This is a genomic window from Marinomonas sp. TI.3.20 (assembly GCF_038155025.1).
In the GTDB taxonomy this organism is placed as follows: Bacteria; Pseudomonadota; Gammaproteobacteria; order Pseudomonadales; family Marinomonadaceae; genus Marinomonas; species Marinomonas flavescens.
On the sequence record NZ_JBAKAS010000013.1, the window covers coordinates 46,589 to 70,405 of the forward strand.

23 protein-coding genes and 1 riboswitch are annotated in these 23,817 nt (G+C 42.2%); of the genes, 16 read left to right on the top strand and 7 right to left on the bottom strand.

Annotation, left to right across the window (positions count from 1 at the left end):
* Nucleotides 1–176: 176 nt before the first annotated feature.
* The 3 genes from V6259_RS13365 to nspC form a co-directional block, all read right to left on the bottom strand.
* Complete coding sequence (locus tag V6259_RS13365) at nt 177–1,007, bottom strand: phosphatase PAP2 family protein (RefSeq protein WP_341584945.1); 831 nt, start codon at nt 1,005–1,007, stop codon at nt 177–179.
* A 324-nt stretch (nt 1,008–1,331) separates the two neighbouring features.
* Nucleotides 1,332–2,570 (bottom strand): saccharopine dehydrogenase family protein, encoded by a 1,239-nt coding sequence (locus tag V6259_RS13370; RefSeq protein WP_341584946.1) that lies wholly within the window; start codon nt 2,568–2,570, stop codon nt 1,332–1,334.
* Nucleotides 2,571–2,616: 46 nt separating this feature from the next.
* Complete coding sequence (nspC, locus tag V6259_RS13375) at nt 2,617–3,714, bottom strand: carboxynorspermidine decarboxylase (protein WP_341584947.1); 1,098 nt, start codon at nt 3,712–3,714, stop codon at nt 2,617–2,619.
* A 355-nt stretch (nt 3,715–4,069) separates the two neighbouring features.
* Between nspC and V6259_RS13380 the strand changes: the two genes are divergently transcribed.
* The 4 genes from V6259_RS13380 to V6259_RS13395 all read left to right on the top strand — a co-directional run bounded on the left by V6259_RS13380 (nt 4,070) and on the right by V6259_RS13395 (nt 8,804).
* Nucleotides 4,070–5,392 carry a Na+/H+ antiporter family protein gene (locus V6259_RS13380; RefSeq protein ID WP_341584948.1) on the top strand — a complete coding sequence of 441 codons (1,323 nt, stop codon included), beginning with the start codon at nt 4,070–4,072 and terminating at the stop codon, nt 5,390–5,392.
* Between the two features lie 145 nt (nt 5,393–5,537).
* Nucleotides 5,538–6,119, top strand: a complete 582-nt coding sequence (locus tag V6259_RS13385) for an NnrU family protein (RefSeq protein WP_341584949.1) — start codon at nt 5,538–5,540, stop codon at nt 6,117–6,119.
* 252 nt (nt 6,120–6,371) lie between these two features.
* A complete protein-coding gene (gene yegD / locus V6259_RS13390; RefSeq protein ID WP_341584950.1) occupies nt 6,372–7,736 on the top strand; it encodes a molecular chaperone in 1,365 nt (454 codons plus the stop codon).
* A gap of 136 nt (nt 7,737–7,872) precedes the next feature.
* Nucleotides 7,873–8,065, top strand: a riboswitch (cobalamin riboswitch).
* A 67-nt stretch (nt 8,066–8,132) separates the two neighbouring features.
* Complete coding sequence (locus V6259_RS13395) at nt 8,133–8,804, top strand: energy-coupling factor ABC transporter permease (RefSeq protein ID WP_341584951.1); 672 nt, start codon at nt 8,133–8,135, stop codon at nt 8,802–8,804.
* A 143-nt stretch (nt 8,805–8,947) separates the two neighbouring features.
* On the opposite strand, the gene V6259_RS13400 is transcribed toward V6259_RS13395, so the two are convergent.
* Entirely contained in the window at nt 8,948–9,832 is an 885-nt protein-coding gene (locus V6259_RS13400) for a LysR family transcriptional regulator (RefSeq protein ID WP_341584952.1), read from the bottom strand.
* A 142-nt stretch (nt 9,833–9,974) separates the two neighbouring features.
* Here V6259_RS13400 and V6259_RS13405 point away from each other — a divergent pair, with 142 nt between their 5' ends.
* The 9 genes from V6259_RS13405 to V6259_RS13445 all read left to right on the top strand — a co-directional run bounded on the left by V6259_RS13405 (nt 9,975) and on the right by V6259_RS13445 (nt 18,092).
* Entirely contained in the window at nt 9,975–11,153 is a 1,179-nt protein-coding gene (locus tag V6259_RS13405) for an MFS transporter (RefSeq protein WP_341584953.1), read from the top strand.
* Nucleotides 11,154–11,353: 200 nt separating this feature from the next.
* Entirely contained in the window at nt 11,354–12,916 is a 1,563-nt protein-coding gene (locus V6259_RS13410) for an FMN-binding glutamate synthase family protein (RefSeq protein ID WP_341584954.1), read from the top strand.
* A gap of 9 nt (nt 12,917–12,925) precedes the next feature.
* Nucleotides 12,926–13,285 (top strand): hypothetical protein, encoded by a 360-nt coding sequence (locus V6259_RS13415; RefSeq protein ID WP_341584955.1) that lies wholly within the window; start codon nt 12,926–12,928, stop codon nt 13,283–13,285.
* A 147-nt stretch (nt 13,286–13,432) separates the two neighbouring features.
* Complete coding sequence (locus V6259_RS13420) at nt 13,433–13,846, top strand: VOC family protein (protein WP_341584956.1); 414 nt, start codon at nt 13,433–13,435, stop codon at nt 13,844–13,846.
* A complete protein-coding gene (locus tag V6259_RS13425; protein ID WP_341584957.1) occupies nt 13,843–14,775 on the top strand; it encodes a 2-hydroxyacid dehydrogenase in 933 nt (310 codons plus the stop codon). Before V6259_RS13420 ends, V6259_RS13425 begins: the two co-directional genes overlap by 4 nt.
* An 84-nt stretch (nt 14,776–14,859) precedes the next feature.
* Nucleotides 14,860–15,207 carry a 5-carboxymethyl-2-hydroxymuconate Delta-isomerase gene (locus tag V6259_RS13430; RefSeq protein ID WP_341584958.1) on the top strand — a complete coding sequence of 116 codons (348 nt, stop codon included), beginning with the start codon at nt 14,860–14,862 and terminating at the stop codon, nt 15,205–15,207.
* A 50-nt stretch (nt 15,208–15,257) separates the two neighbouring features.
* Nucleotides 15,258–16,325: a phospholipase A gene (locus V6259_RS13435; protein ID WP_341584959.1), complete on the top strand. Its 1,068-nt coding sequence runs from the start codon at nt 15,258–15,260 to the stop codon at nt 16,323–16,325.
* Between the two features lie 166 nt (nt 16,326–16,491).
* Nucleotides 16,492–17,007: a phosphatase PAP2 family protein gene (locus V6259_RS13440; RefSeq protein WP_133010247.1), complete on the top strand. Its 516-nt coding sequence runs from the start codon at nt 16,492–16,494 to the stop codon at nt 17,005–17,007.
* Complete coding sequence (locus tag V6259_RS13445) at nt 17,004–18,092, top strand: MJ1255/VC2487 family glycosyltransferase (RefSeq protein WP_341584960.1); 1,089 nt, start codon at nt 17,004–17,006, stop codon at nt 18,090–18,092. Before V6259_RS13440 ends, V6259_RS13445 begins: the two co-directional genes overlap by 4 nt.
* 148 nt (nt 18,093–18,240) lie before the next feature.
* Here the strand turns inward: V6259_RS13445 and V6259_RS13450 are convergent, their stop codons facing one another.
* Nucleotides 18,241–19,158: a dienelactone hydrolase family protein gene (locus V6259_RS13450; protein WP_341584961.1), complete on the bottom strand. Its 918-nt coding sequence runs from the start codon at nt 19,156–19,158 to the stop codon at nt 18,241–18,243.
* 173 nt (nt 19,159–19,331) lie between these two features.
* On the opposite strand from V6259_RS13450, the gene folM reads away from it, so the two are divergent.
* From folM to V6259_RS13465, 3 genes are all read left to right on the top strand, one after another.
* Complete coding sequence (folM, locus tag V6259_RS13455; RefSeq protein ID WP_341584962.1) at nt 19,332–20,090, top strand: dihydromonapterin reductase; 759 nt, start codon at nt 19,332–19,334, stop codon at nt 20,088–20,090.
* Between the two features lie 87 nt (nt 20,091–20,177).
* Complete coding sequence (gene folE / locus V6259_RS13460; protein ID WP_133010250.1) at nt 20,178–20,861, top strand: GTP cyclohydrolase I FolE; 684 nt, start codon at nt 20,178–20,180, stop codon at nt 20,859–20,861.
* 153 nt (nt 20,862–21,014) lie between these two features.
* Nucleotides 21,015–21,287, top strand: a complete 273-nt coding sequence (locus tag V6259_RS13465) for a hypothetical protein (RefSeq protein ID WP_133010251.1) — start codon at nt 21,015–21,017, stop codon at nt 21,285–21,287.
* 47 nt (nt 21,288–21,334) lie between these two features.
* Here the strand turns inward: V6259_RS13465 and V6259_RS13470 are convergent, their stop codons facing one another.
* Together V6259_RS13470 and V6259_RS13475 are read right to left on the bottom strand one after the other, a co-directional pair.
* Nucleotides 21,335–22,546: an MFS transporter gene (locus V6259_RS13470; RefSeq protein WP_341584963.1), complete on the bottom strand. Its 1,212-nt coding sequence runs from the start codon at nt 22,544–22,546 to the stop codon at nt 21,335–21,337.
* A 224-nt stretch (nt 22,547–22,770) separates the two neighbouring features.
* On the bottom strand, nt 22,771–23,694 hold the full coding sequence (locus V6259_RS13475) for an AraC family transcriptional regulator (protein WP_133010253.1): 924 nt from the start codon (nt 23,692–23,694) through the stop codon (nt 22,771–22,773).
* Between the last annotated feature and the right edge of the window lie 123 nt (nt 23,695–23,817).

A 23,817-nucleotide genomic window follows, 5' to 3' on the forward strand; every position in this document is an offset into this window, starting at 1 on the left:
AGCAAGTATAGGAGGCACTGATAATTCTAGCGAAAAAGGTATATGAGAAGGGGAGTTGTGCATGGAAAAGGAAAAAAGAGCCTCATTTTAGTAGGCTACTGATAATACATTTTTTAGCAAAATAATTGAGCCCTTCTTGGGCTCATTCTTACTTGTTTTTGCTGTGATATCTTCTCCTACCTCGCTAGTTTTTTATTGATAAACCAGTGTTTTTGCAGTTGGCTTAAGTAGTAAAGTAGCGCAACAATAGCGACCAAAATAACCTCGTAATGCCCTTCAGGATAGCCGCCATTATGAAACGGTAAGGTCAGCGCACAATAAAGAGGTACCGTCATCGCTACCCATTGGCTGAGCGCTGATTGGCAAAAGTGATAACGCTTAGCTAGCATGTAACAGATAAGTCCACAAAGTAAGCCGATAGCCCCACCAACAAAGACATCTATAGGCCAATGAGCCCCTACCATTACTCGGCTCAGCATGACCATCATAAGAACGAAAATAACTCCGATTCTCTGCTGTTTATTTTTTGCAACAACTAAGAAAAACGAGGCAATCACACCTGCGGTGGCGGAGTGGCCAGATGGAAAGCTATGTGTTCGCAATAAATTTCCGACGAGGTGAAAGCTATTTTCGGGTAATACCCCGCCAGGTCGAGCCATTGCGAAAAAAGATTTCATTCCGTGGGTGATAAATGTTGTTGGAATAATGGCTATTATGGTTGCTGACAATAGTTTTGGGTGGACGTAAACAATAAACAAAAGCAACGCGATAGCGACTTGAGTATCTCCCAATAAAGTGATGAAGGAGCAAACCACATTCGGTAGCTTACTGCCAAGTGTGTTTAGTGTGTAAAAACCTGCATGATATCCATTAGTAATCCAAAGCAGTATAGCGAAAATTAAAAATGTGATACTGGTACCAATAATGAAACGAAAAGGAATGTAATGGTGCTGACTTGTTTCCTTATTCGATAGTAAATGATAACGAAATAGCTGAGATACCTTCATGATTGAGTGTCTCCATAATATATAAGCAAATGTTTAATGCTTTTGAAAAATAGAGAGTAATCTCACGAATGTGAAATTTTAATAAACATTTTTTGCGTTTTTAATGCTTATTTTGAAGGTGGGTGTTTATAAATATTTTTTATTTAAAATAACATCAACTGAAAGGGCATCGCTTGGTGAGTGTGTTGTAAATAGTAGAATTTTTTTGAGGTTAAAGCGGTAGATAAAAAAACCATCACTTCATGTTACGCCAAAGTGATGGTTTTTAGGTACATAAACAAAAGCCGCTTTATTATGTAAGCTTAGAGTGGCTGTGTTGCGTTACTACTGCGTGAAAGGGCGATCGCCATCTTCATCTTTTATACGAGTCGGTAAGCCCATCTCGTTCAACAAACCTAAGAAAGGTCTTGGATCAAGTTGCTCGACGTTGCGCATTTCTTTTGCGTCCCAAGTGCCGTTAGCAACGAGGATAGCAGCGGCAACAGGTGGTACGCCCGCGGTATAAGAAATACCTTGGCTGCCTACTTCATTGTAAGCGTCTTTGTGATCCGCTACGTTGTAGATAAAGACTTCTTTTTCTTTGCCGTCTTTGATGCCTTTCACTACATCGCCGATGCAAGTTTTACCTGTGTAATCTGGCGCCAAAGAAGAAGGATCTGGAAGTACTGCTTTAACCACTTTAAGAGGAATAACCTCTAGGCCTTCTGCGGTTTTCACTGGTTGCTCAGAGAGTAGACCTAAGCTTTTAAGAACCGTGAAGACATTGATGTAATGCTCACCAAAGCCCATCCAGAAACGTACGTTTGGCACGTCTAGATTTTGTGAAATCGAGTGTACTTCGTCGTGGCCTGTCATGTAAGCGGTTTGCTTACCAACGACAGGAAGGTCGTCTGTTCGACTGATCTCGAACATTTTGTTTTCTTGCCACGCACTTTTTTGCCAAGAGTAAACACGACCGGTGAATTCACGGAAGTTGATCTCTGGATCGAAGTTAGTTGCGAAGTATTTACCGTGGCTACCGGCATTAATATCAATGATATCGATGTCGCTAACACTGTCGAAATAGTGGTTGTAAGCTAATGCTGCATAAGCATTTACTACACCTGGATCAAAACCTACGCCAAGAATTGCGGTCACGCCTTTGTCTTTACATAACTCGCGGCGTTTCCATTCGTAGTTTGCATACCATGGTGGTGTTTCACAGATTTTCGCTGGATCTTCATGGATCGCAGTGTCTAAGTAAGCCACACCGGTTTCGATGCAAGCTTCAAGAACCGACATATTAATGAAAGCAGAACCGACATTAATAACGATTTCAGACTCTGTGTCGTTGATCAGTTTGATAGTGGCTGGTACATCAAGAGCATCAAGAGCAAATGCTTGAATGCGGCCCTCGACTTTCATGCTGCCTTTTTCTAAGACACTGGCTACAATATCGTCGCATTTCGCAACGCTACGGGAAGCAATTGCGATATTGCCCAGTGTGTCATTGTGTTGGGCGCATTTGTGGGCTACAACACGAGCCACGCCTCCGCCACCGATAATTAGAACATTTTTTTTCATAGTAACTCTCTCCAAAATAAAAAGTGTGAACCGTCTTAACTTGTGATCAAGAAAGGTTCTGCACAAAGTCGTTATAGTCGAATTCCCTCACGACCTCGATGCTGCCATCCAATTGGCGTATGGCAATAGACGGCATCTTAACACCGTTAAACCAGTTCTTTTTCACCATGGTGTAACCGGCAGCGTCTTGAAAAGACAAACGGTCACCCACTTGCAATGCTTTATCGAACTTGAATTCGCCAAAAATATCGCCGGCTAAGCAAGACTTGCCGCAAACCATGTATTCATGATCGCCGTCGCATGGTGCCATTTTAGCGTTTTCGCGATAGATTAATAAGTCCAGCATGTGTGCTTCAATTGAGCTGTCTACCACGGCCAAGTTTTTGCCGTTAAATAAGGTATCCAATACAGATACTTCTAGGGTTGTGCTGTTAGTAATCGCCGCTTCACCAGGCTCAAGATAAACCTGTACTTGGTAGGTATCTGCGAAGGCTTTAAGGCGTTGGCAGAATTGATCCAGTGGATAATTCTCACCAGTAAAGTGAATACCGCCGCCTAGGCTGACCCATTTCATTTGTTTAATCAAATGGCCAAAGCGAGTTTCAATGTGAGTCAACATCTCATCAAAGCGCTCAAAACTGTTGTTTTCACAGTTGTTATGGAACATGAAACCGGATATTTGTTCGCTAACAGTGGCGATTTTTTCTGGATCCCATTCGCCTAAACGACTAAATGGACGCGCTGGGTCGGCAATAATAAAGTCAGAGGTACTGACTTGAGGGTTCACTCGTAGACCGCGAATGTGGTTTTCGCTGACGTCTTTAAAACGTGTTAATTGGCCGATTGAGTTGAACAAAATCTTATCGCTGTTGGCGAGAACGTCTTCGATTTCATCGTCAGTGTAAGCCACGCTGTAAGCGTGAGTCTCACCTCGGAATTTCTCTTTGCCTAATTTCACTTCATACAAAGAAGAAGACGTGGTGCCGTCCATGTACTCTTGCATTAGATCAAATACAGACCAAGTCGCGAAACATTTAAGCGCCAAAAGAGATTTGGCACCAGACTGTTGGCGCACGTAAGCAATCTTCTCTAAATTCTTCAGAAGACTGGCTTTATCAATGAGATAATATGGTGTCTTGATCATGGCAAGGGCCCATTTTTGAAAAGGCGTATTCTAGAGCAAAAATGGGGGCGTTTTCTAGCAAGATTTTGCTATTTTACTACTTCATCTTTGCGCAAAAATTATTTATGAAACCGAATGTGAGCTAAAATTCGGTTTTGGTGTTTTTAAGCGCTAGGTCAAGTTGTTATTAAACTAAGCAAATAAGACAAAATATCATCATCTTCCAATTTCCTCTTGAGAAATCATCTTGCTCCCCTACAATGCCGCCTTCTCTTGCCATTTAACGTGGTTTAATTCATGGGTTTTGTTGCCATTTAGCGCATTTCCTTGCACTTATTTGTCGGTAAGTGCATTACCTTTTTAGGAATATATTGACATGAATGCGGTTGTTGTAGGTGTTGCCTTAATGCTGATCTTAAGTGTGGCACGTTTAAACGTAGTGATTTCGTTGTGTGTGAGTGCTATCACGGCAGGTTTAGTCGGCGGAATGAGCTTACTTAAAATCACCCAAGTATTTGAACAAGGGCTAGGAGAAGGGGCGGTAATTGCATTAAGTTATGTGATGTTGGGAGCCTTTGCTGTTGCGATTTCTCGTTCAGGGTTAACCGATTGGCTAGCGCATAAAATTATTGCCATGATCAATCGTTCTCCAATACCGAAGCACGTTGCTTTGATGCGAACTTTAGTTTGTAGCGTCCTTTTACTGATGGCAATAATGAGTCAAAATTTGATTCCTGTGCACATCGCCTTTATTCCCATTTTAGTACCGCCTCTGCTGCACGTAATGACCTATTTAAAGTTGGATCGTCGCTTAGTAGCCTGTGTTTTAACGTTTGGCTTAGTCACTCCCTATATGGTCTTGCCAGTCGGTTTTGGTGGTGTATTCCTTCATCAGCTGCTTGCTAGTAATCTAGCAGCTAATGGCCTGAAGATAGACCCTAGTAAGATTGCACCAGCTATGTGGCTACCGGCAACTGGGATGGTTATTGGCTTATTAATAGCTGTTTTTATTAGTTATCGTAAGCCTAGAGAATATGAAGAGTCGGAAGATGAATTTGATATTCACTCTCTGGTTTTACCTAGTCGCAGCGCTATTATTGTGTCTTTTATTGCTATTGTCGTGGCATTGGTGACACAGCTGTATACTGGCTCGATGATCTTCGGGGCACTAAGTGGTTTGGCGATGTATTTCATCACTGGACAGATTAGTTGGAAGCAATCACAAACGGTCTTTACGGGTGGTGTTGAGTTGATGGCCATGATTGGCTTTATTATGATCAGTGCTGCTGGTTTTGCCGCTGTTATTCGTGCAACAGGTGAAGTTAATTCGCTTGTGAATGTTCTGGGTGGCTGGATGGGCTCAAACCAAGCGGTGGCTTCTGCAAGTATGTTGCTGGTGGGTTTGATTGTAACTATGGGCATTGGATCATCATTCAGTACGATTCCTATTATCGCGACGATTTATACGCCATTGGCCATGCAGTTAGGATTTAGTCCGATCGCAATTGTTGCTTTGGTTGGTACCGCCGCCGCATTAGGTGATGCAGGCTCGCCCGCTTCAGATTCCACGTTAGGACCAACTTCTGGCTTAAATGCCGATGGTCAGCATGACCATATTCGCGACAGTGTTATACCAACTTTCTTGCATTATAACTTGCCACTTTTAGTTATGGGTTGGGTGGCTTCCTTAGTGCTTTAACGTGCTATTAATGTAAACAGAGCATAGGGCGATGCTTTGAGTGCATGTAGCTAAGGTATTTAGGTTTTCATTTTTTAACGTGGCTGCTTCTCATAATGATAGAATGCAGCCTTGATGTCTCTCAATGGTTAAGGAAATCTGCTCTATGTTGAATTTAGTTATTGGTTTGGTTATTTTCTTTGGGTTGCATTCTATTCATATTTTTGCCCCAGAATGGCGTGACCGCAACATGGCGAAAAGTGGTGCAATGCGCTGGCGTATTCGTTTTGGGTTAATATCACTGTTGGCCATTGCCTCAATTATTATTGGTTATATGCAACTGCGACCGTCTCCAATTTGGCTTTGGTATCCACCGGTTTGGACTCATCAAATATCAGCGGTACTAATGTTGATCTCTTTCTACTTTGCTGCGGCCGCGATTATTCCTGGCACTAAAGTGAAATCAATGATCGGGCATCCTTTGTTAATTGCTATTAAAGTGTGGGCACTGGCGCATTTAATAAGTAATGGCACATTAGCTGATGTGATTCTGTTTGGTAGTTTTTTGATTTGGGCTATCGTTAGTTTTGCCGTTGCACGTCGTCGTGATCGAGCTGCGGGTGTAGAAAAGCCAATATACATTGGCGTTCATATGGATTTGGCTGCTTTTGTACTGACTATGGTTTGTTGGTTCGCTATGGTATTTTTCTTACATAAATTATTGATCGGTGTTTCTCCACTGGTTTAATCTATTGCGAAATCTTGTCTATAGACCTTCCATTAGTTTGCCTAATGGGAGGTTTTTTTATGTGTATAGAAAATGAACAATGCTGGGTCGTTAGCGTGTTGAAATTGTTGTTAACTGTCATGCTCGTATTAGCACGCTTATTATAGGCTTACATTTTTGGCGTTTTTCAACAAAATAGATTGCTGACAGCTTTTACTTGAATGTGTTATCTTCCGCGCCCTTTTTGGTTGTAAAGATAGGCAGTGGCTTAACATGATTTGTGGATTTGATTACGGTACATCGAACTGTGCAATCGGTATTGAACAAGATGACGCGGTTCGACTGGTGCCTCTTGAAGGCACAAATACTTTTTTACCTTCTACTCTTTATGCGCTTGATAGAGATTTAATTTCTGAATCAGTCGCTCGCAATCTTACCGATCCTCAGGCGAGAGAATTATTCGTTGAGCAGCGTCGATTGATTCTATCCCGAGCACAGCGTGTGCGCCGAGAAGAAGACATTGCGAACGATGAGCAAACGTTATTCTTTGGGCGCGCCGCCTTTGCTGAATACTATCAGTGGCCAGAAGACGGCTATTTCGTAAAATCACCAAAGTCTTTTTTAGGCGGCAGTGGGCTTCGTGAGCAACACATCCACTTTTTTGAGGATGTCGTCACTGCGATGATGCAAAACATCAAGCAACAAGCTGAGAAAAACCTAGGTGAAGAAATTACGCATACAGTTATCGGTCGGCCTGTTAACTTTCAAGGCATCGATTCCGAAGCGAGTAATCGGCAAGCGCTTGATATCCTAACGACGGCAGGCAAGCGAGCCGGTTTTAAAGAAATCGAATTTCTTTATGAACCGATTGCAGCAGGGTTGGATTTTGAAGCGAAAATGACGCAAAACCAAACCGTGCTGATCGTCGATATTGGTGGTGGTACAACCGATTGTGCCATGGTGAAAATGGGCCCAGATTTTTCTTCCAAAGAAGATAGAACGGCTGACTTTCTAGGTCATACTGGAGAGCGAATTGGCGGTAATGACCTAGATATTCGTGTTGCGGGCAAGCATCTTATGCCTTTGTTTGGCATGGAGTCTAATTTAAAAACCAGCTTACCCATGCCGACACAAATTTATTGGAATGCGGTTACCACCAATGATGTAACCGCACTCGCGACGTTTAACAGTTTAGAAACCAAGCTGCAGATTGAACAATTACGTTTAGACGCTGTTGAACCAAAACTTTTAGAACGTTTTTTGCATCTTCGTGAGGAAAAACATAACTATCATTTGGTTCGCAACGCTGAAGAAGCGAAGATAGCACTGTCTGATCAGCAAGAGCATGATGTGTTGCTGGATTACATTGAAAAGGGCCTAAATCGTCGTATTTCTCGTGAGCAATTTTCTCATTCAATACAACCACCGTTAGAAAAAATGCTTTCTTTAATGAGCGAATCAATTAAGCAAGCGGGCGTGCAACCTGATGTGATTTATATGACCGGTGGTTCGGCAAAATCACCTATTATCAGAGAGGCAATTCAAAAAAGAATAGGGGATGTTCCTGTTTTAGATGGAGACCACTTTGGTAGTGTCGCGGCGGGATTAACCGTTTGGGCGCAGCGTCTTTTTCGCTAATACGCATTGTAGTAGATAAATAAAATTGAATGGGATCACGAGCAAGGTGTCGTGTTTTCATTTATAGCCTTACGATGAATTTTTTACATTGCATACTCATGACTAAATTCGTAGGCTTTGCGAATCTGCTCATATTATGAGCAGTACGAATAAAGGTGTCAGTTTGACTGATTAAACGGGAAACGAGTGCGCTTCAGGACGAAGTTAATCTGGTACTGCCCCCGCAACGGTAAATAAGTTAGGACGTCACGCTTGCTCTCACTGTGAAAATGGGAAGGGACAAGTTACTGCTTATGAGTCCGGAGACCGGCCTTTATTTTTTATGTTTTTTGCCAAGCAAAAAACGATTAATTGAAATCATACGGGTGAGTATGAAACATTTATTGGAGGCACATCGTGCATATTGAACCAGGCGTCGTTACCGGCGTAAAAATTGTTTTGAGTTACGCAACAGCATTTGCAGCATTAGGACTTTCCGCTAAAGCTTCGATTGAAGCGATTCGTGAAAATGGCCTCATTAACTTGTTAGGAAGAAGTGTAATAACAAGTGCTTTAGTACTCTTCTTTTTTCAGGTGTTACCTCATCAAGCAGTCGGTGTATCAGAAGTGCATCTTATTCTTGGATCGACTTTATTTTTGATTTTTGGACCCGCTGCGGCATCCATTGGCCTATTTATGGGGCTACTAATTCAAGGTGTATTTTTCGCACCGTTTGATCTGCCTCAATATGGTATGAATGTGACAACCTTGCTTGTGCCGCTCTTTGCGATGGCCGCTGTGTCACGTCGTATTATCTCTGAACGCACTGCTTATGTAGACATTCGTTATACACAAGCGCTGAAACTGTCTTTGACTTATCAAGGTGGTATTGTTTTGTGGGTCGCGTTCTGGGCCTTCTACGGACAAGGTTTTTCTGCGTCTAATGTTTCTTCTGTGGCCAGTTTTGGTATCGCTTACTTGAGCATCGTATTGGTTGAGCCGATTCTTGATCTTATTATATTGGCGGGTGCAAAAGGACTAAAACGCCTTAAGTATTCACGTTTGGTTGAGCGTCGTCTCTTCAATTAAGATAAGTATTTAACTCTTATATAGGCGTTCTTATTACGCGCCCATCATAAAATGAAGATAAAGCGCCTAATGTTGATTTTAACATTGGGCGCTTTTTTTGAGTTAAATCACTATCGCTAAAAAATAAACTTACCGCTCGAGAATTAAGTGCTTGGCTCGCGACCTTGCTCGCACACGAAATCTAAAAAGGCTTGGTTCGCTTGAGAGAGATAGGCACCTTGTCGCCAAGCGATGGCTAAGTCGAGCCAAATAGGCGGATCAAAAGGCCGAGAGATTAAATCGTCATCACTTTCGACCACCATACTGAGAAGAGTCGACACACCAAAACCTTGTTGAGTGATGGATTTAATCAGTGGAATTAAGTTTGTTTCGAAGCCTATCTTGGGGATTTTACCCGTTTCCTTGGCGAGTCTATCTACCACGCGACGATGAAAATAGCCTTCTTTAAACATGACTAATTCTTCGTCAAAAAAAGCGTCTGGTGTAATGCTATCTAGTTGACTGAAAGAATGATCTTTAGCAATGGTGACGCGCATTTCTTCTTTCAGTAGGCGGTGTGTTTCTAAACCATTAGGTAAGGTTTCAGCAACGATAACACTTAAATCCAGCTCGCCTTGTTCTAACATCCTTTGTAGCTGCCAAGTACCACCTTCAACGACTTTTAGGTTAATGGTTGGATGACGGTGACGAAAGGCCATTAGGATCGGAGGGAAATAGTAAGATCCCAGCATACCTGGAATGCCCACACGAACTTCTCCTTGGCTCAAGCCTTTAAGCTCATTCATTTCTAATAAGGCATCATCGGTGGCTTGGACAATTTTTTCAGCATGCAGCAGGAGGCGTTTGCCTTCATCCGTTAGACTTATTTTACGATCAGCACGATGGATTAAGGTCAAACCCAATTCTGTTTCTAGTTTTTTGATCGCCATACTGACCGCAGGTTGAGCAACATTTAATTGTTCGGCAGCTCGTGTGAAACTGGCGGTTTTCGCAATCGCGAGAAGGTACCTTAATGGCTTTATATCCATCAATATATTTGATCCAATTAATAAATAAGATATATTTTATTGATAATTAGACTCAGAGTATAGTGGCCAGCATTATTAGGCATTCAGTGTGTTTTTCTTCTGCGCACTTTCCCTTCAGCACACTAATATCTTGGGGTAGAACGTGATCGAAGTTGGCAGTAATGTTTTTTGGCGTGGCACGCTCGCATTGGTGATTGGCTCCTTTATGGTATTTGCCAATGTGTATGTTACTCAGCCGCTTTTGCCAATGATTGCCAAGGAATTTAACATTAGTCCTTTGCAAGCGACGGCCAGTTTTACTATTACCACCTTAACCCTAGGGATTTCGTTGTTGTTCTATGGACCAATCTCGGATGCCTTTGGTCGAAAGGGGATTATGGTAATGACCATGGTTGGCATCACGCTAACCACCTTATGCCTTTCTTTTGTCCAAAGTTATGAGTCGCTTTTATTACTGCGCGGGCTTCAAGGATTTTTCTTAGCTGGACTACCCGCTATGGCGGTGGCGTATTTAGGCGATGAGTACACTCCTGAGGCATTGATGGTTGCCGTAGGTCTTTATATAAGCGGAAATACGCTCGGTGGTATCGGTGGACGCTTGATTGGTGGTTTTGTTGGCGAGTGGTTAGGGAGAGCTTCTACCTTTGGTGTGATGAGTGTTATTAGTCTTATCTGTATGACCGCGTTTATTATACTGTTGCCTAAGTCTCAAGGTTTTGAACCTAAGCCTTTGCGGGTGTCACATATTGTTTCTAATATGTTGGGACATTTAAAAAATCGTCGCTTAATTACGTGTTACTTCATCGGCGGCTTTAGCTTTTTTATTTTTATTAATCAGTACAGCTATATCACTTTTGTGCTTGAAGAAGCGCCTTACCATTTATCATCCAAATACATTGGCATGTTATTTCTTACCTATTTATCGGGCACACTAGGGTCTGCTATTTCGGGGCGTTTAGCAAAACGTTGGCCACAGCCAAATATTATGGTGTTAGGAACCTGTATTTTAATGTTAGGTTCTTTAGTGACCTTAGGGGGTTCGCTTTGGACGATTATTTTAGGGTTATTAATTAACAGCTTTGGTTTTTTCTTGTGCCATTCGACAGCCAGCAGTTTTGTCAGTCGTAATGCGAAATTTGCGAAGGCCAGTGCATCGTCGTTGTATCTCGTTTTTTATTATTTAGGGGCGAGTATCGGCGGTTATTACCTAGACCCCTTTTGGCGAGCGGATGGTTGGTTAGGTGTGGTAATAGGGTCATGGATTGTATTGGTGTTAGTTGCCTGTGCTGGAATTAGTCTAATTAGGCTTAATAAATCATAGAGCAATTAATGAATTCGATTACTTTAATGTGCTTCGTCAACGTTATCTTTCCCTGTTATTTGCGGAAAGTCTTCTTTGTTCTATCGTGATATCGCCTTGTATATGACGTACTCTAATGGACTTATTAATAAAAATTATTTTAAAGTAGTTTCTACTTTATTATTTCTCTTGTCTTATTCCTTAATTTTAGGAGCTCAGTAATGGATGTTTTGTCCTCATTAGCTACGTTCACCATTCATTGGGGGGCTATTCTTTTTCTCTTTTTATTATTAGCAGCCGTTGTTTCTATTGGTGTTATGTATTGGGTCGATGTACATCAAACCGCGCATACGATTCGTCGAAATTATCCTGTGGTTGGTCGTTTTCGCTACGCCTTTGAGCATTTAGGAGAGTTTTTTCGCCAGTACTTTTTTGCCTTAGATCGTGAGGAGAGACCGTTTGACCGAGCGGAGCGTTCATGGGCTTATCGAGCGGCCAAGAAAGTCGATACGACGATTGCTTTTGGCTCGACACGATCGTTAGACACGCCGGGGGATATCTTTTTCCTCCACTGTGCATTCCCAACATTAGACGAAGATGCGGTACAAGCGAAAGAGATTTGCATCGGAGAATTTACCGCTAAGAAACCTTATCGCACTAATTCAGTGGTTAATATTTCTGGTATGAGCTTCGGCGCCTTATCCAAACCAGCGGTACAAGCTTTATCTCGAGGCGCTCGAAAAGCGGGTATTTGGATGAATACTGGCGAGGGTGGTTTGTCGCCTTATCATTTAGAAGGTGGTTGTGATTTAGTCTTCCAAATAGGCACTGCAAAATATGGTGTTCGTAATGATGAGGGGCATTTAGACGACAGTAAATTGGCCAAAATTGCGGAACACCCAACGGTTCGTATGATTGAAATTAAAATGAGTCAAGGTGCTAAACCGGGTAAAGGGGGAATGCTACCTGGTGCTAAAGTGACTGAAGAAATTGCACATACTAGGGGTATTCCAGTAGGTCGGGATTCAATTAGCCCTAATGGTCATACAGACATTAAGTCAATCGATGATTTATTAAACATGATTCATCATGTTCGTACCGTTACCTCGAAACCCGTTGGCTTTAAAATGGTGGTAGGGGATTTAGGCTTTTTTGAAAAAATGTGTGAATTGATCCATAAAAAAGGCATCGATTATTGCCCAGATTTTATTACCATTGATAGCGCAGATGGCGGCACTGGCGCGGCACCTCAACCTTTAATGGATTATGTCGGCATGCAGCTACGAGAAAGTTTACCTTTAGTGGTAAATATCATCACCTCATATGGGCTGCGTCGATACATTAAAATCATCTCGTCAGGCAAGCTTGTGGTGCCAGGTAAAGCGGCTTGGGCACTTAGTGCCGGTGCTGACTTTATTGTAACGGCGCGTGGCTTCTTGTTTTCCCTAGGGTGTATTCAAGCGCTACAGTGCAATAAGAACACTTGTCCTACGGGCATTACAACGCATAATCCAGATTTACAAAAAGGCTTAATGCCTCAAGAAAAGTCTGAGCGAGTTGCTAATTACGCCGATGGTTTACTCCACGGTATTGGTTTAATCGCCCATTCTTGTGGTGTGAAAGAGCCAAGAGAACTAAACCGCTCCCATGTACGTATTATTGAAAATCAGAGCCGTTCACATCTTTTCTCTGAAGTGAATCCTATGCCACACGTTAGGCCTGAGTTCATTAACATGGTTGGCTTTCAAGATAAATCCGTGTCAGCTGAAGAGCGATTACAGTAGAGGGACAGAATGAAACAGCACACTATTTTTGTTGCTAATGTAAGTGATGCAGCCGCTTATTATGGGGCTGTCTTTGGGCTTGTTGTTGAAAGTGAAGAGGGTCACCTAGATGGGCAAGTTCGATTGTCCTCTAAACGCTCTGAAAACCTAAACGCTCAGCTTGTGCTCGTTGAACATGAGAAAGCCCCAGAAGCCTCTTTATCCAATAAATCGGCGCAGACGATCGAATGGTATAGCTCTCAATTTTGGGAGGATTACCATAATTTTTCGGCATTCGGAGTCGTGTTTGAAACATTGCCTAAAGATCAGAATAATCAGAACCATGTCATCTTCTTTGATGCTTATGGTGTGCAATGGGCTTTGAAGTAAACGGTTGAGTCTATTTTTGACTGGCGCCATTAGCAAGATAAAGAAGTCGGTGTTTACTTTTTAGGTCAATACTGTATTTTCTAGCAGAGTCTATTTTATTAATGGCTGCGTTTTTGACGTAGCCATTTCTTTTTGCTAGGAGCCGCTATGACTGCTTTATTTCATTATGCGTATCATGTGACATCACTGGATGCGACTCGGGATTTTTATACACAGGTATTGGGATGCACCGAAGGGCGTAGTACAGATACTTGGGTAGATTTCGACTTTTATGGCCATCAATTATCACTTCATTTAGGCACGCCAAGCCCTACCTCAAATACCGGAAAAGTGGGTGATCATCTTGTTCCCATGCCTCATTTTGGCTTGATACTAGCGCTCGATGAATGGCAAAAAGTGGCTAAACGATTAACCGAAGCTAATGTGCCTTTTGACCTTGCGCCTAGCGTTCGATTTGCCGGTTTGCCAGGCGAACAATGGACGATGTTTTTTAAAGATCCGAGTGGCAATGCCATTGAATTAAAAGGCTTTAAAGATCTAGCTCAGGTATACGCGAAATGATTCCATTTGTCAGTCGTGCTTCACAAACCGAGCAAGACGCGTGGATAGCCACGCTTTCTAAGGCCTTGCCAGAAGAAGTGATCGTCGCTTTTGAGACGCTTAGTTGTGAGCAAAAGCAAGCTTGTGATGTTGCTATAGTGGCGAATCCTAATCCAGCGTCATTGCTCGAACTTCCTAATTTGAAATGGGTTCACAGTGTTTGGGCTGGGGTTGAGGGTATGATTGCAGAACTTGATTCTCCAAATTTTTCAATTGTCCGTTTGGTGGATCCGCAGTTAGCCAAAACAATGTCTGAAGCGGTCTTAGCGTGGAGTTTGTTTCTGCATCGTGACATGCCTACGTACCAAGCACAGCAAAGCCGTAAGGAATGGCATCAACGAGCTATGGTTCGCGCTCAGGATCGCCGCATTGGTGTATTGGGGTTAGGGGAGCTAGGGAAAACCAGTGCGCTACGCCTCAAAGAGAATGGCTTTACTGTCGCAGGTTGGAGTCGGAGTGCAAAAAATATTACAGGTATTCAGTGTTTTGATGGTGAGCAAGGGCTTTATAAGCTGTTACAGCAGAGTGATATTCTTGTTTGTTTACTACCGTTGACGGATCAAACTAGAGGGCTTTTGAATAAAACAACGCTTGCTTGTTTACCCAAAAACGCGAGTATTATTAACTTCGCCCGCGGTGCTATTATTGATGATGCGGCCTTATTGGCAGCGTTGAATCAAAACATTAACCATGCTGTTTTAGATGTGTTCTCTCAAGAACCTTTGTCATCAAAAAATGGATATTGGGAGCATCCTCAAGTAAGTGTATTGCCTCATATTTCGGCACCGACTCACCCAGATAGCGCCAGTCAGATTGTCGCAAACCATATTCGAACTTATCGAGAGTTTGGCACAGTGCCACAAGCTGTTGTCCTCACCCGAGGCTATTAGGCTGATATAAGCTTGTTTTGGGTGTCTTTCTAGAAGCGCTTTATTAAAAATTAACACAAAAAACGTAAATAAAAGAGAAGTGAAATGCCGCATTGTATCATTGAATATAGCCAAAACTTGGACCAAGAAGTGCCTCCTGCGGATTGGTTGGAAACGGTTAAGGTTGCGTGTCTAACGTCTGGGCTTTTTGATGAATCAGACATTAAATTGCGCGGCTTTCCCTATAAGAATTTTATGACGGCAGGAAAGGAAGATGCGTTTGTTCATGTCACTATTCGTATGTTGTCTGGTAGGACAGTTGAGCAGAAAAGAGCACTCTCTCATCTCGTATTGGAAGCGCTAACGCAGTTTTCTTTAGTGGACGTTAGCTTTACGGTTGAAGTCTGTGAAATGGAACGCGATACTTATGCCCGCAAAGTCATTCTATCTTAATCAAGATGCACTAGCTTAATGGCTGTTGCTATAGGGTAAGGAAATATATCATGAAAGTTATGCTGTTATGGGCGCTATTTTTTCCTGTGATACTTTACGCTCAAGTTGATACAAGTGTGCCATCTAACGACAGTGCCGCATCAGTAGATGATCGTACTATGTTAAACAATGATGGCACCAAGATGTCTTCAAGTATGACGACAGACGATCAGGGTGGTTCTCAGGATGTTAATAATACCGAGAATGTTAATAATACTGAGAGCTATACGCCTGAAGAACCTAAAGTGCCTGAGCCGACTTCCAAACGGGCGCAAGAAGCGGATGGACTTTTACAGCAACGCGCGTCACGAGAAATTTCCACGTCCAACAACCCTTTTGTTTTGACACCACATCGACCTAATTATTTTTTACCGATAACATTTAATCCTCATCCGAATGAAAGCGCTTTTTTAGGTGATAAAGCGAACAATGAGGACCTAGATAAAGTGGAATTTAAGTTTCAACTTAGCTTTAAATTTCCTGTTGCGTATAACATTGTTGGTAGGAATACGAGCTTGTGGTTTGCCTATACACAGCAATCCTATTGGCAAGCCTATAATGGCGCGATCTCGGCTCCTTTTCGCGATACTAACTATGAGCCTGAAGTTTTCATTGTTACTCAGCCAAAAAGTGGTTTTTTGAATATAAAGCCTAGCAATATCAGTTATGGTTTTGACCATCAATCTAATGGTCAGTCTGATCCCTTATCGCGCTCTTGGAATCGTCTCTATGTTGATTTTACGTTTGAAGATGGGAATACGGCTTATTCGATAAAGCCTTGGTACCGTATTCCTGAAAGTAAGGACGAAGACGATAATCCGAATATAGAAAAATATTTTGGTTATGGCGAATTTAGAGTATTTCATGCCATTGATGATTACAGTATTGATGTAATGCTGCGTAATAACCTTCGCTCTTCTGAGAATAAAGGGGCGGTAGAGGTTGGCTTTACTTTTCCTCTGTGGGGAAAATCGAGAGGTTATGTTCAGTACTTTAATGGCTATGGTCAGTCCCTTCTTGGCTACGATCAGTCGTCTCAAACACTGGGTGTCGGCATTATGCTTACTAACTGGTTTTAACTTCTCACCACCAATTTATTGGTAAATGAGTTTCTACAAAACAACTTTAACGCCTTGCTGATTAGCAGGGCGTTTTTTCATCGTCATAAAGTTGTCATGTAACTGCAGTCTAAATGACATTTGACTACCTTATGTTGAAAGCATGTTCAACCAGAAAGGTGGTGAAATGAATATTCTTCAAAATATACACGCTGTCGATGTACATGCTTTTTATTGGTGTATGGCACGTAAACATCGCATTGCCATGGCAAGAGTAAGTCGAGCGATTTCTTTTAGTGCTGATGGGCCGCTTTATGTTCTGATCGCGTTTTCATTATGGGTCTTTGGGTTCGAGACCTTGGCTTACGCCATCGTGTTGGGTTTTATTCTTGAGCGCTGTGCATATCTTATTTTAAAGCGAGGTTTTAAGCGTAATCGCCCAGAAGAGGCTCTGGATAACTTTAAAAGCTTTATTGTGCCATCTGACCAGTTTTCATTTCCTTCTGGGCACACTTCAGGGGCTTTTTTTATCGCTTATTGTTTGAATGAAGCGTTTCCTGATTTTGGGCTTTATCTTTATATTTGGGCTGCACAAGTTGGCTTGTCGCGTATTTTTCTCGGCGTGCATTTTCCTACGGATACCGTGATGGGCGCCTTGCTTGGCTCTGGTTGTGCGGCATTAATGATTGGGGTTTTAGTATGAAAATACTTTACGGTGTTCAAGGGACGGGAAATGGTCATATTTCACGTGCACGTTCGATGGCGGCAGAATTTAAGTTAGCTGGCATTGAGGTTGATTTTGTTTTTTCAGGTCGTTCAAAATCTGACTATTTTGATATGGAAATCTTTGGGGATTACCGTGTTTTTAAAGGGCTGAGTTTTGTCTCTAAAAATGGACAATTGGATCTTATATCCACTTGCAGAAAAGCGAATCTCTTCACCTTGTTTAAGGATGTTCGTGAGCTAAATACGCGCGGTTATGATTTGGTGATTACCGACTTTGAGCCTGTAGTAGCATGGGCTGCTAAACGACAGGGAACACCTTGTCTTGGCTTTGGGCATCAGTATGCTTTTAGTCATAATATTCCTCGTTATACTGGGAAGCGTTTATCGCAATGGATTTTGTCTAACTTTGCTCCAGCAACAACTCGATTAGGGGCTCATTGGCATCATTTTGGTTATCCTATTTTACCGCCGATCATCCATTCTCATGAGAAAAAAACGAATCCAGATGATAAGTCTGTGTTGGTCTATTTGCCTTTTGAAAACAGTGAAGAGGTGATGGAATGGCTAGAAGAGGTGCCAAATTATGATTTTCGTTTGCATTGCAAAGACATTGATCCTGGGGTTTACGGAAATGTAGAAGTGTTTCCTTTTAGCCTGAATGAATTTCAAAAAAATCTTAATGAGTGTGAATCTGTGTTGTGTAACGCTGGGTTTGAATTGAATTCAGAGGCGTTGCAATTAGGTCGCCGAATTCTAGCGAAACCCATGCAGGGACAAATTGAGCAACTCTCTAATATGATTGCATTGGATGCGTTAGGGCTGGCCCATACCAGTGAACATCTTAATTCACAGGTTATTCAGTACTGGTTGGATAGCAGTCGAGTGGTACAAGTCTCTTATCCTAATGTTGCTCGTGCTGTAGTGGCTTGGCTGCAAGCGGATAATAACATCACGATAGAGGACCTATGTGCTGATTTATGGGCTCAAACGCCAAACAGTGCAGGAATTGATTTTACCTTTCCATCTGATACTCAAATAACAACAGGTCACTTCGCCGTATAGCCAATCTGATTATTTCAGGTGTATTTGAACCTGCTTAGTTCGAACAAAAGACGACATAACATAGTAAGAAGTCCCTTTGACGTTCATTGAGCTAAAAAATCACAAAGGGGCTTTTTTACTAATGCCTATTTAGTAAATAATGAAACAACTAAACGTTCAAATTACGATTAAAAAATTCGAGTGTTCTAGACCAAGCAAGTTCGGCATTTTTTTCTTGATAGCGTGCCGTTGAGTCGTTATGAAAACCATGGTTTGCCTTAGGATAAATATACGCGCTGTACTCTATATCGTGGGCTTTTAACGTGTTCTCATAATCTGGCCAAGTGGCATTGACGCGTTTATCAAGCTCAGCAAAGTGCAATTGCAATGGACCGCGAATTTTATCTAGGTTTGATTTGGCGGGCGTTCCGTAAAAAGGCGCTCCAGCAGCAATAGTATCAGGCATGCTTGCAGCCAATGCATTGGTTAAATAACCACCATAACAAAAGCCAACCATTCCTACTTTTCCAGTACTAAAATCATGATTTTTTAGCAGAGTGGCGGCATCCATAAAGTCGCCTTCTATTTTTGTACCATCTAATGTTTTCTGCATAGCACGCCCTTCATCATCGTTACCTGGATACCCTCCAAGCGGAAAAAGTGCATCAGGTGCGAAAGCAATAAACCCAGCCTTAGCAAGTCGGCGAGCGACATCTTGGATGTAAGGGTTAAGTCCACGGTTTTCATGCGCCACCAGTACCGTAGGTGCTTTGTTTGTAGCATTGACACCTTTTGGAACCACTAGGTAGCCACGGCCTTTGCCATGACCATTAGGGGTATCAAAGACTAAGTAACTGGCGGTGATATCCGAATCATTAAATGACACTTGTTCGGCGAGGGCGTAATTTGGTATTAATGCACCAGCCACCAAGGGTAAGGTTAATCCAGCCATGCTAAGTGTGCTCAAGCGAGATAAGAAGGTGCGTCGGTCAATATCGCCATGGGCGTATTCGTCGTACCAGTCAAAAGCTTCTTGTGGGATATCTGTTGCTGATATTTTTCGGTCTGAATGTTTAATTATTTCCATTATTGCTAATCCTTTTTTATGGTTCCTAGGTTTCATCAATAAGTGATACAACGAAAAGATCATGATTTGGCATTGGTTTAGAGGCTATTTTCTTAAGGTAGTTCAATATTGAAATAGGCGTTGATCTTTTTTTTCCTGATCACGTAAGATAAATGAGAGATGGTTTTTTCATCATGTTTATTAAGATAACTGATTGGGAATCAAACGAAATGACACGCAAAATGCCAATTATCATTACAGGCGGAGCGCAACGAATTGGCTTGGCCTGTGCTAAAGCATTGACGGCAGATGGCTATGATGTCGTTGTGACGTATCGCCATACAAAAACAAGCATTGTCGAATTAGAAAAATTGGGTGTACGTTGCCTGCGTGCTGATTTTTCCTCACAACTGGGTATTGATGAATTTATTAAGCAAATACATCAAGATTATTCAGGCGTGCGGGCTCTTATTCACAACGCATCTGAGTGGGGCGCGGAAGCTGAGAGCGCAGACTTAGCTCAATTGATGGAAAGAATGTGGCAAATCCACGTATTTGCGCCTTATCGTATAAATCTCGCTTTTGAAGCTTTACTATGTAACGGGTTTGAACATCAAGGCAAAGCAGACATTATTCATATGACGGATTATGTGGCTGAAAAAGGCAGTGATAAGCATATTGCCTACGCTTCTAGTAAGGCTGGCTTGGCAAACTTAACGTGTTCCTTTGCAAAACGATTTGCGCCAGAAGTAAATGTAAATTCCATCGCACCTTCTTTATTGATGTTTAATCCTGAAGATAATGCTGAATATCGTCAAAAAGCATTGAATAAATCCCTTTTACACCAAGAGCCAGGTGAAAAAGAGGGGGTACTAGCGGTACAATATATATTAACTAACCGCTATATGACGGGTCGGACCCTGTCTCTAGATGGAGGTAGGCATTTAGTTTAGCCAGACGTAAAGGTCAACTGAAGGCCTCTTATTTTTTATAAAAGCCTCCATGTCATCGGACAGGGTATAGCAACTTGGGGTATCGATATGAACACTGCTGTAGCAGAACCAACAAATGTAAGTAATTTAGTACTGTCTGAAGAAGCAATAAAAGTACGTGACGCTTTGGTAAATCATGGTCTTGAAACCCCCATGATTAATAATGGCTTAACAACAGAAGAAAAGTATCAGCGTATTAAAAATGCATTTGAAGATGTTGTTAGCACGTTAGGCTTAGATTTAACCGATGATAGTTTAGCGGAAACCCCACATCGCATTGCAAAAATGTATGTGAGAGAGATTTTCTCGGGTCTAGATTACGCTCAATTTCCTAAAATTACGGTCATCGACAACAAGATGAAAGTCGATGAAATGGTAAAAGTAAGTAACATTAGTTTTACCAGTACCTGCGAGCATCATTTTGTCACAATAGATGGCTTTGCTAAGGTCGCTTATTTGCCTAAAAACAAAATAATTGGCTTATCAAAAATAAACCGTATTGTTCGCTTTTTTGCACAGCGCCCACAAGTACAGGAGCGCCTAACTCAGCAGATTCTTGTTACTTTACAAATTTTATTAGAAACGGACAATGTCGCGGTGAGCATCAATGCAACACATTATTGTGTGAAGGCGCGAGGTGTTATGGACGCTAGTTCCTCTACGCAAACAACAGCATTAGGTGGGCTATTTAAGCGCAGTGATAAAACGCGTGGCGAGTTCCTAACAAATTGAGAGCTGAGATAATTACGTATTTAGAACATTAAATATAAGTGATACTTGCTAACCGTATTCTAAAAAAGAGTCTGCATTTTTGTAGGCTCTTTTTTTATATTAGGTCACAATAGGTAGCCTAATTAAGAGGCGTTTACAGATGAGAAAAATACCATGACAACACCGAAAAAAAACACTTGGTTTCCACCGAAAAAGAATGGTTGGGGTTGGGGAAAACCTCATACTTGGCAAGGGTGGGCTGTTCTCGCCGTGTATTTTTTAGCCGTTGTTATGATTTGTTTTATTTATGACCCCAAAATCGAACTAATGTCATGGGCAATATGGGTTGGCTCTATGACCCTAGTATTACTCGTTGTTTATGTAGTGAAAGGCGATTCGCCAAGTTGGAAATGGAAAGCGATCAAGAAGAAACGACGCTTTAAGTAATGATAAGCAGCGTTTCTTCTCTTTGATAACGTATTTACTATGAATGATTAGTCATTGGCTTTTTCGAGCTTATTTCGTTGCACTAGATGCGGAAATAAATACATCCAAATCCCCACGATAGCAATCGTACCGACACCACCAATAATAATGGCAGGAACAACACCAAACCATGCGGCGGTTACGCCAGATTCGAATTCTCCTAATTGATTAGAACTGCCAATAAAAACCGAATTTGCCGCACTGACTCGACCGCGCATTTCATCAGGTGTTTCAAGTTGTACTAGCGTAGACCGGATCACTACGCTGATCATGTCTGATGAGCCGAGTAGTACTAGAGCAACCATGGATAAGATTAGATTCTCAGACAACCCAAATAAAATTGTAGCGACGCCAAAAACGGCCACGGCAGCAAACATGATCTTGCCTACACTGTGTTGCAATGGCCGACGCGCGAGGTAGATCGACATCAACAATGCTCCAAGAGCTGGCGCGCAGCGTAAGAGTCCTAATCCCCAAGGACCAGTATGAAGAATGTCTTTCGCAACAATCGGTAATAATGCTGTCGCCCCACCTAGTAAGACGGCAAACATATCCAATGACACTGATCCCAAAATCACTTTGTTGCCGCGTATAAATGAAAAGCCGCCAAGCAGATGACCAAGGTTAATGGGTGTTTTGGTTTTGATTGAGAAGTTATATTGCAAGAAAAACATGATTCCACAGGCAACAAGGAAGCAGCTCATACTGGTTAAGTAGAGTGTTGTTGGCCCTAATAAATAGATGATCCCACCAAGTGCAGGGCCAGCAATCACACTAATTTCACGAGCTGATGCGATAGCACTCATGGCGCGAGACAGCATTTCGTTAGGAATTAAATTGGGCAAAATGGCTTGATTCGCTGGCATTTCAAACGCTCTAGCGGTGCCCAGCATAGCTGCACAAAGATAGATCATTTGAGCTGAGATAGAGTCGGTTATATTTCCGAATGCTAAAATCCCTACAGTGAATGCCATGCAAAAACGAGTACAGACGCATATGATGCGACGATTATAACGATCGGCCACATGACCAACGACCAAGGTTAACGCTAGCTGAGGAAGAAACTGACAAAGACCTACTAAGCCCAGAGCAAGTGGGCTATTCGTTAGGTTATACATTTGCCAACCTATGCCGACACTGAGCATTTGAAAAGCAAAAGAGGAGGCTATTTGTCCAATCCAATAATGGACAAAATTAGGGTGCTTAAAAAGTGATGACATAATCGCCTTAATATCTTAATTGTTCGAAAAGCAACACATGAAGGACTGCATTAAAAGGGAACCTAACGACTCAGAGGAGAGATGCAAGCATAGGGCGTCACTATACTAGAGGTGTACTTTGGTTGACTAGATCTACAGGTCTAAATGTTAGAATATTAGAGGAACCTATCCGTGAATTGCCGATTTCATTTTTAGTGCCAATCCTAATGGGCAGAACACAGGAGCTAATTCAATTTTGTCTGTGCTATTGCTCTGGGCGTTACCCCAAAATGCTGATGAAAGCGGCGGCTAAAATGGCTTAGGCTTTGATAGCCCAGCTCATAACTCACTTCGGTCACAGAAACGTGTTCTTGTAAGCGTTGATACGCTCGACTCATTCTTCGTTGATGCTGGTATTCAGCAGGAGTGCAGTTCAACTGGCGCTTAAAGGCATCATAGAAACGGCTACGACTCATACAGGCTTTTTTGCTTAACTCTGTTATATCCAAAGGAAGTGCCAAGTTTTGCTCGATCCAATGTAAAACACAAGTGAGGCCGTTGGCGTCAGGATTGTGCTGGGTAAAGTGCAGCAAGGCATCGCGGCCATGGTGGCGCAAAATGCGCGTGACTAATTCACTGACACCAAAATCCACCAGCAAGTCACGATCTGGGTCATTTTGTACAAAATCACTGGTCAGTCTATCCAATAGTTGCTGCGTCGCTTGGGTATGTAGAGTATGCAAAGGTTGGTTTGGATCCAGCGGAATCTTTGTAGGAATGGGAGATGACGACATAATGTCGTTCATCCGATCGCAAATTTGAGCGACGCGTTCTTTTGAAATCTCAATAGTCAGGCAGGTGGTAGGTAAGTCTAACTGTGCTTCAGGAAAGTCGATAAAGACTTCTTCATCAGGGGATAAAATAAAAGACTCATGAGGCAGAAAAGAGATGTTTTCACGGGTTTTCGTATGCATGACTTTTGCGCCCTTTACCATTCCACAATACAGCAAGGAACTGGCTTTTAGGCTGACTTTCTGTGCTTGTTCATAGGTATCGTAAATGCTTAATTCGGCGTGAGGGCCGGCGAAACAAACACGATTCTCTATCAGCTTGGTTGGAGTACGCTTTTGCCAAACAAGTGGATTCCCACCCGTGAAAGATTTATTCATTAACACACCTCTGAATTATTTTTGTGTTTTGGCGCGGTGTCTTTATTTGCAGTATTAATCATCTACCTTGATTTGCTCTGGGTCAATATAAATGGATACACAGACAAATATCGTGGACTGGCA

What these genes read in the sequence shown, in the direction of transcription:
- nspC (WP_341584947.1), bottom strand. Translation starts at nt 3,714, where the DNA reads ATGATCAAGACACCATATTATCTCATTGATAAAGCCAGTCTTCTGAAG.
- V6259_RS13475 (WP_133010253.1), bottom strand. Translation starts at nt 23,694, where the DNA reads ATGAATAAATCTTTCACGGGTGGGAATCCACTTGTTTGGCAAAAGCGT.
- V6259_RS13465 (WP_133010251.1), top strand. Translation starts at nt 21,015, where the DNA reads ATGACAACACCGAAAAAAAACACTTGGTTTCCACCGAAAAAGAATGGT.
- V6259_RS13415 (WP_341584955.1), top strand. Translation starts at nt 12,926, where the DNA reads ATGAAACAGCACACTATTTTTGTTGCTAATGTAAGTGATGCAGCCGCT.
- V6259_RS13425 (WP_341584957.1), top strand. Translation starts at nt 13,843, where the DNA reads ATGATTCCATTTGTCAGTCGTGCTTCACAAACCGAGCAAGACGCGTGG.
- V6259_RS13450 (WP_341584961.1), bottom strand. Translation starts at nt 19,158, where the DNA reads ATGGAAATAATTAAACATTCAGACCGAAAAATATCAGCAACAGATATC.
- V6259_RS13410 (WP_341584954.1), top strand. Translation starts at nt 11,354, where the DNA reads ATGGATGTTTTGTCCTCATTAGCTACGTTCACCATTCATTGGGGGGCT.
- V6259_RS13400 (WP_341584952.1), bottom strand. Translation starts at nt 9,832, where the DNA reads ATGGATATAAAGCCATTAAGGTACCTTCTCGCGATTGCGAAAACCGCC.
- folE (WP_133010250.1), top strand. Translation starts at nt 20,178, where the DNA reads ATGAACACTGCTGTAGCAGAACCAACAAATGTAAGTAATTTAGTACTG.
- folM (WP_341584962.1), top strand. Translation starts at nt 19,332, where the DNA reads ATGTTTATTAAGATAACTGATTGGGAATCAAACGAAATGACACGCAAA.
- V6259_RS13435 (WP_341584959.1), top strand. Translation starts at nt 15,258, where the DNA reads ATGAAAGTTATGCTGTTATGGGCGCTATTTTTTCCTGTGATACTTTAC.
- V6259_RS13365 (WP_341584945.1), bottom strand. Translation starts at nt 1,007, where the DNA reads ATGAAGGTATCTCAGCTATTTCGTTATCATTTACTATCGAATAAGGAA.
- yegD (WP_341584950.1), top strand. Translation starts at nt 6,372, where the DNA reads ATGATTTGTGGATTTGATTACGGTACATCGAACTGTGCAATCGGTATT.
- V6259_RS13430 (WP_341584958.1), top strand. Translation starts at nt 14,860, where the DNA reads ATGCCGCATTGTATCATTGAATATAGCCAAAACTTGGACCAAGAAGTG.
- V6259_RS13420 (WP_341584956.1), top strand. Translation starts at nt 13,433, where the DNA reads ATGACTGCTTTATTTCATTATGCGTATCATGTGACATCACTGGATGCG.
- V6259_RS13470 (WP_341584963.1), bottom strand. Translation starts at nt 22,546, where the DNA reads ATGTCATCACTTTTTAAGCACCCTAATTTTGTCCATTATTGGATTGGA.
- V6259_RS13380 (WP_341584948.1), top strand. Translation starts at nt 4,070, where the DNA reads ATGAATGCGGTTGTTGTAGGTGTTGCCTTAATGCTGATCTTAAGTGTG.
- V6259_RS13440 (WP_133010247.1), top strand. Translation starts at nt 16,492, where the DNA reads ATGAATATTCTTCAAAATATACACGCTGTCGATGTACATGCTTTTTAT.
- V6259_RS13370 (WP_341584946.1), bottom strand. Translation starts at nt 2,570, where the DNA reads ATGAAAAAAAATGTTCTAATTATCGGTGGCGGAGGCGTGGCTCGTGTT.
- V6259_RS13445 (WP_341584960.1), top strand. Translation starts at nt 17,004, where the DNA reads ATGAAAATACTTTACGGTGTTCAAGGGACGGGAAATGGTCATATTTCA.
- V6259_RS13385 (WP_341584949.1), top strand. Translation starts at nt 5,538, where the DNA reads ATGTTGAATTTAGTTATTGGTTTGGTTATTTTCTTTGGGTTGCATTCT.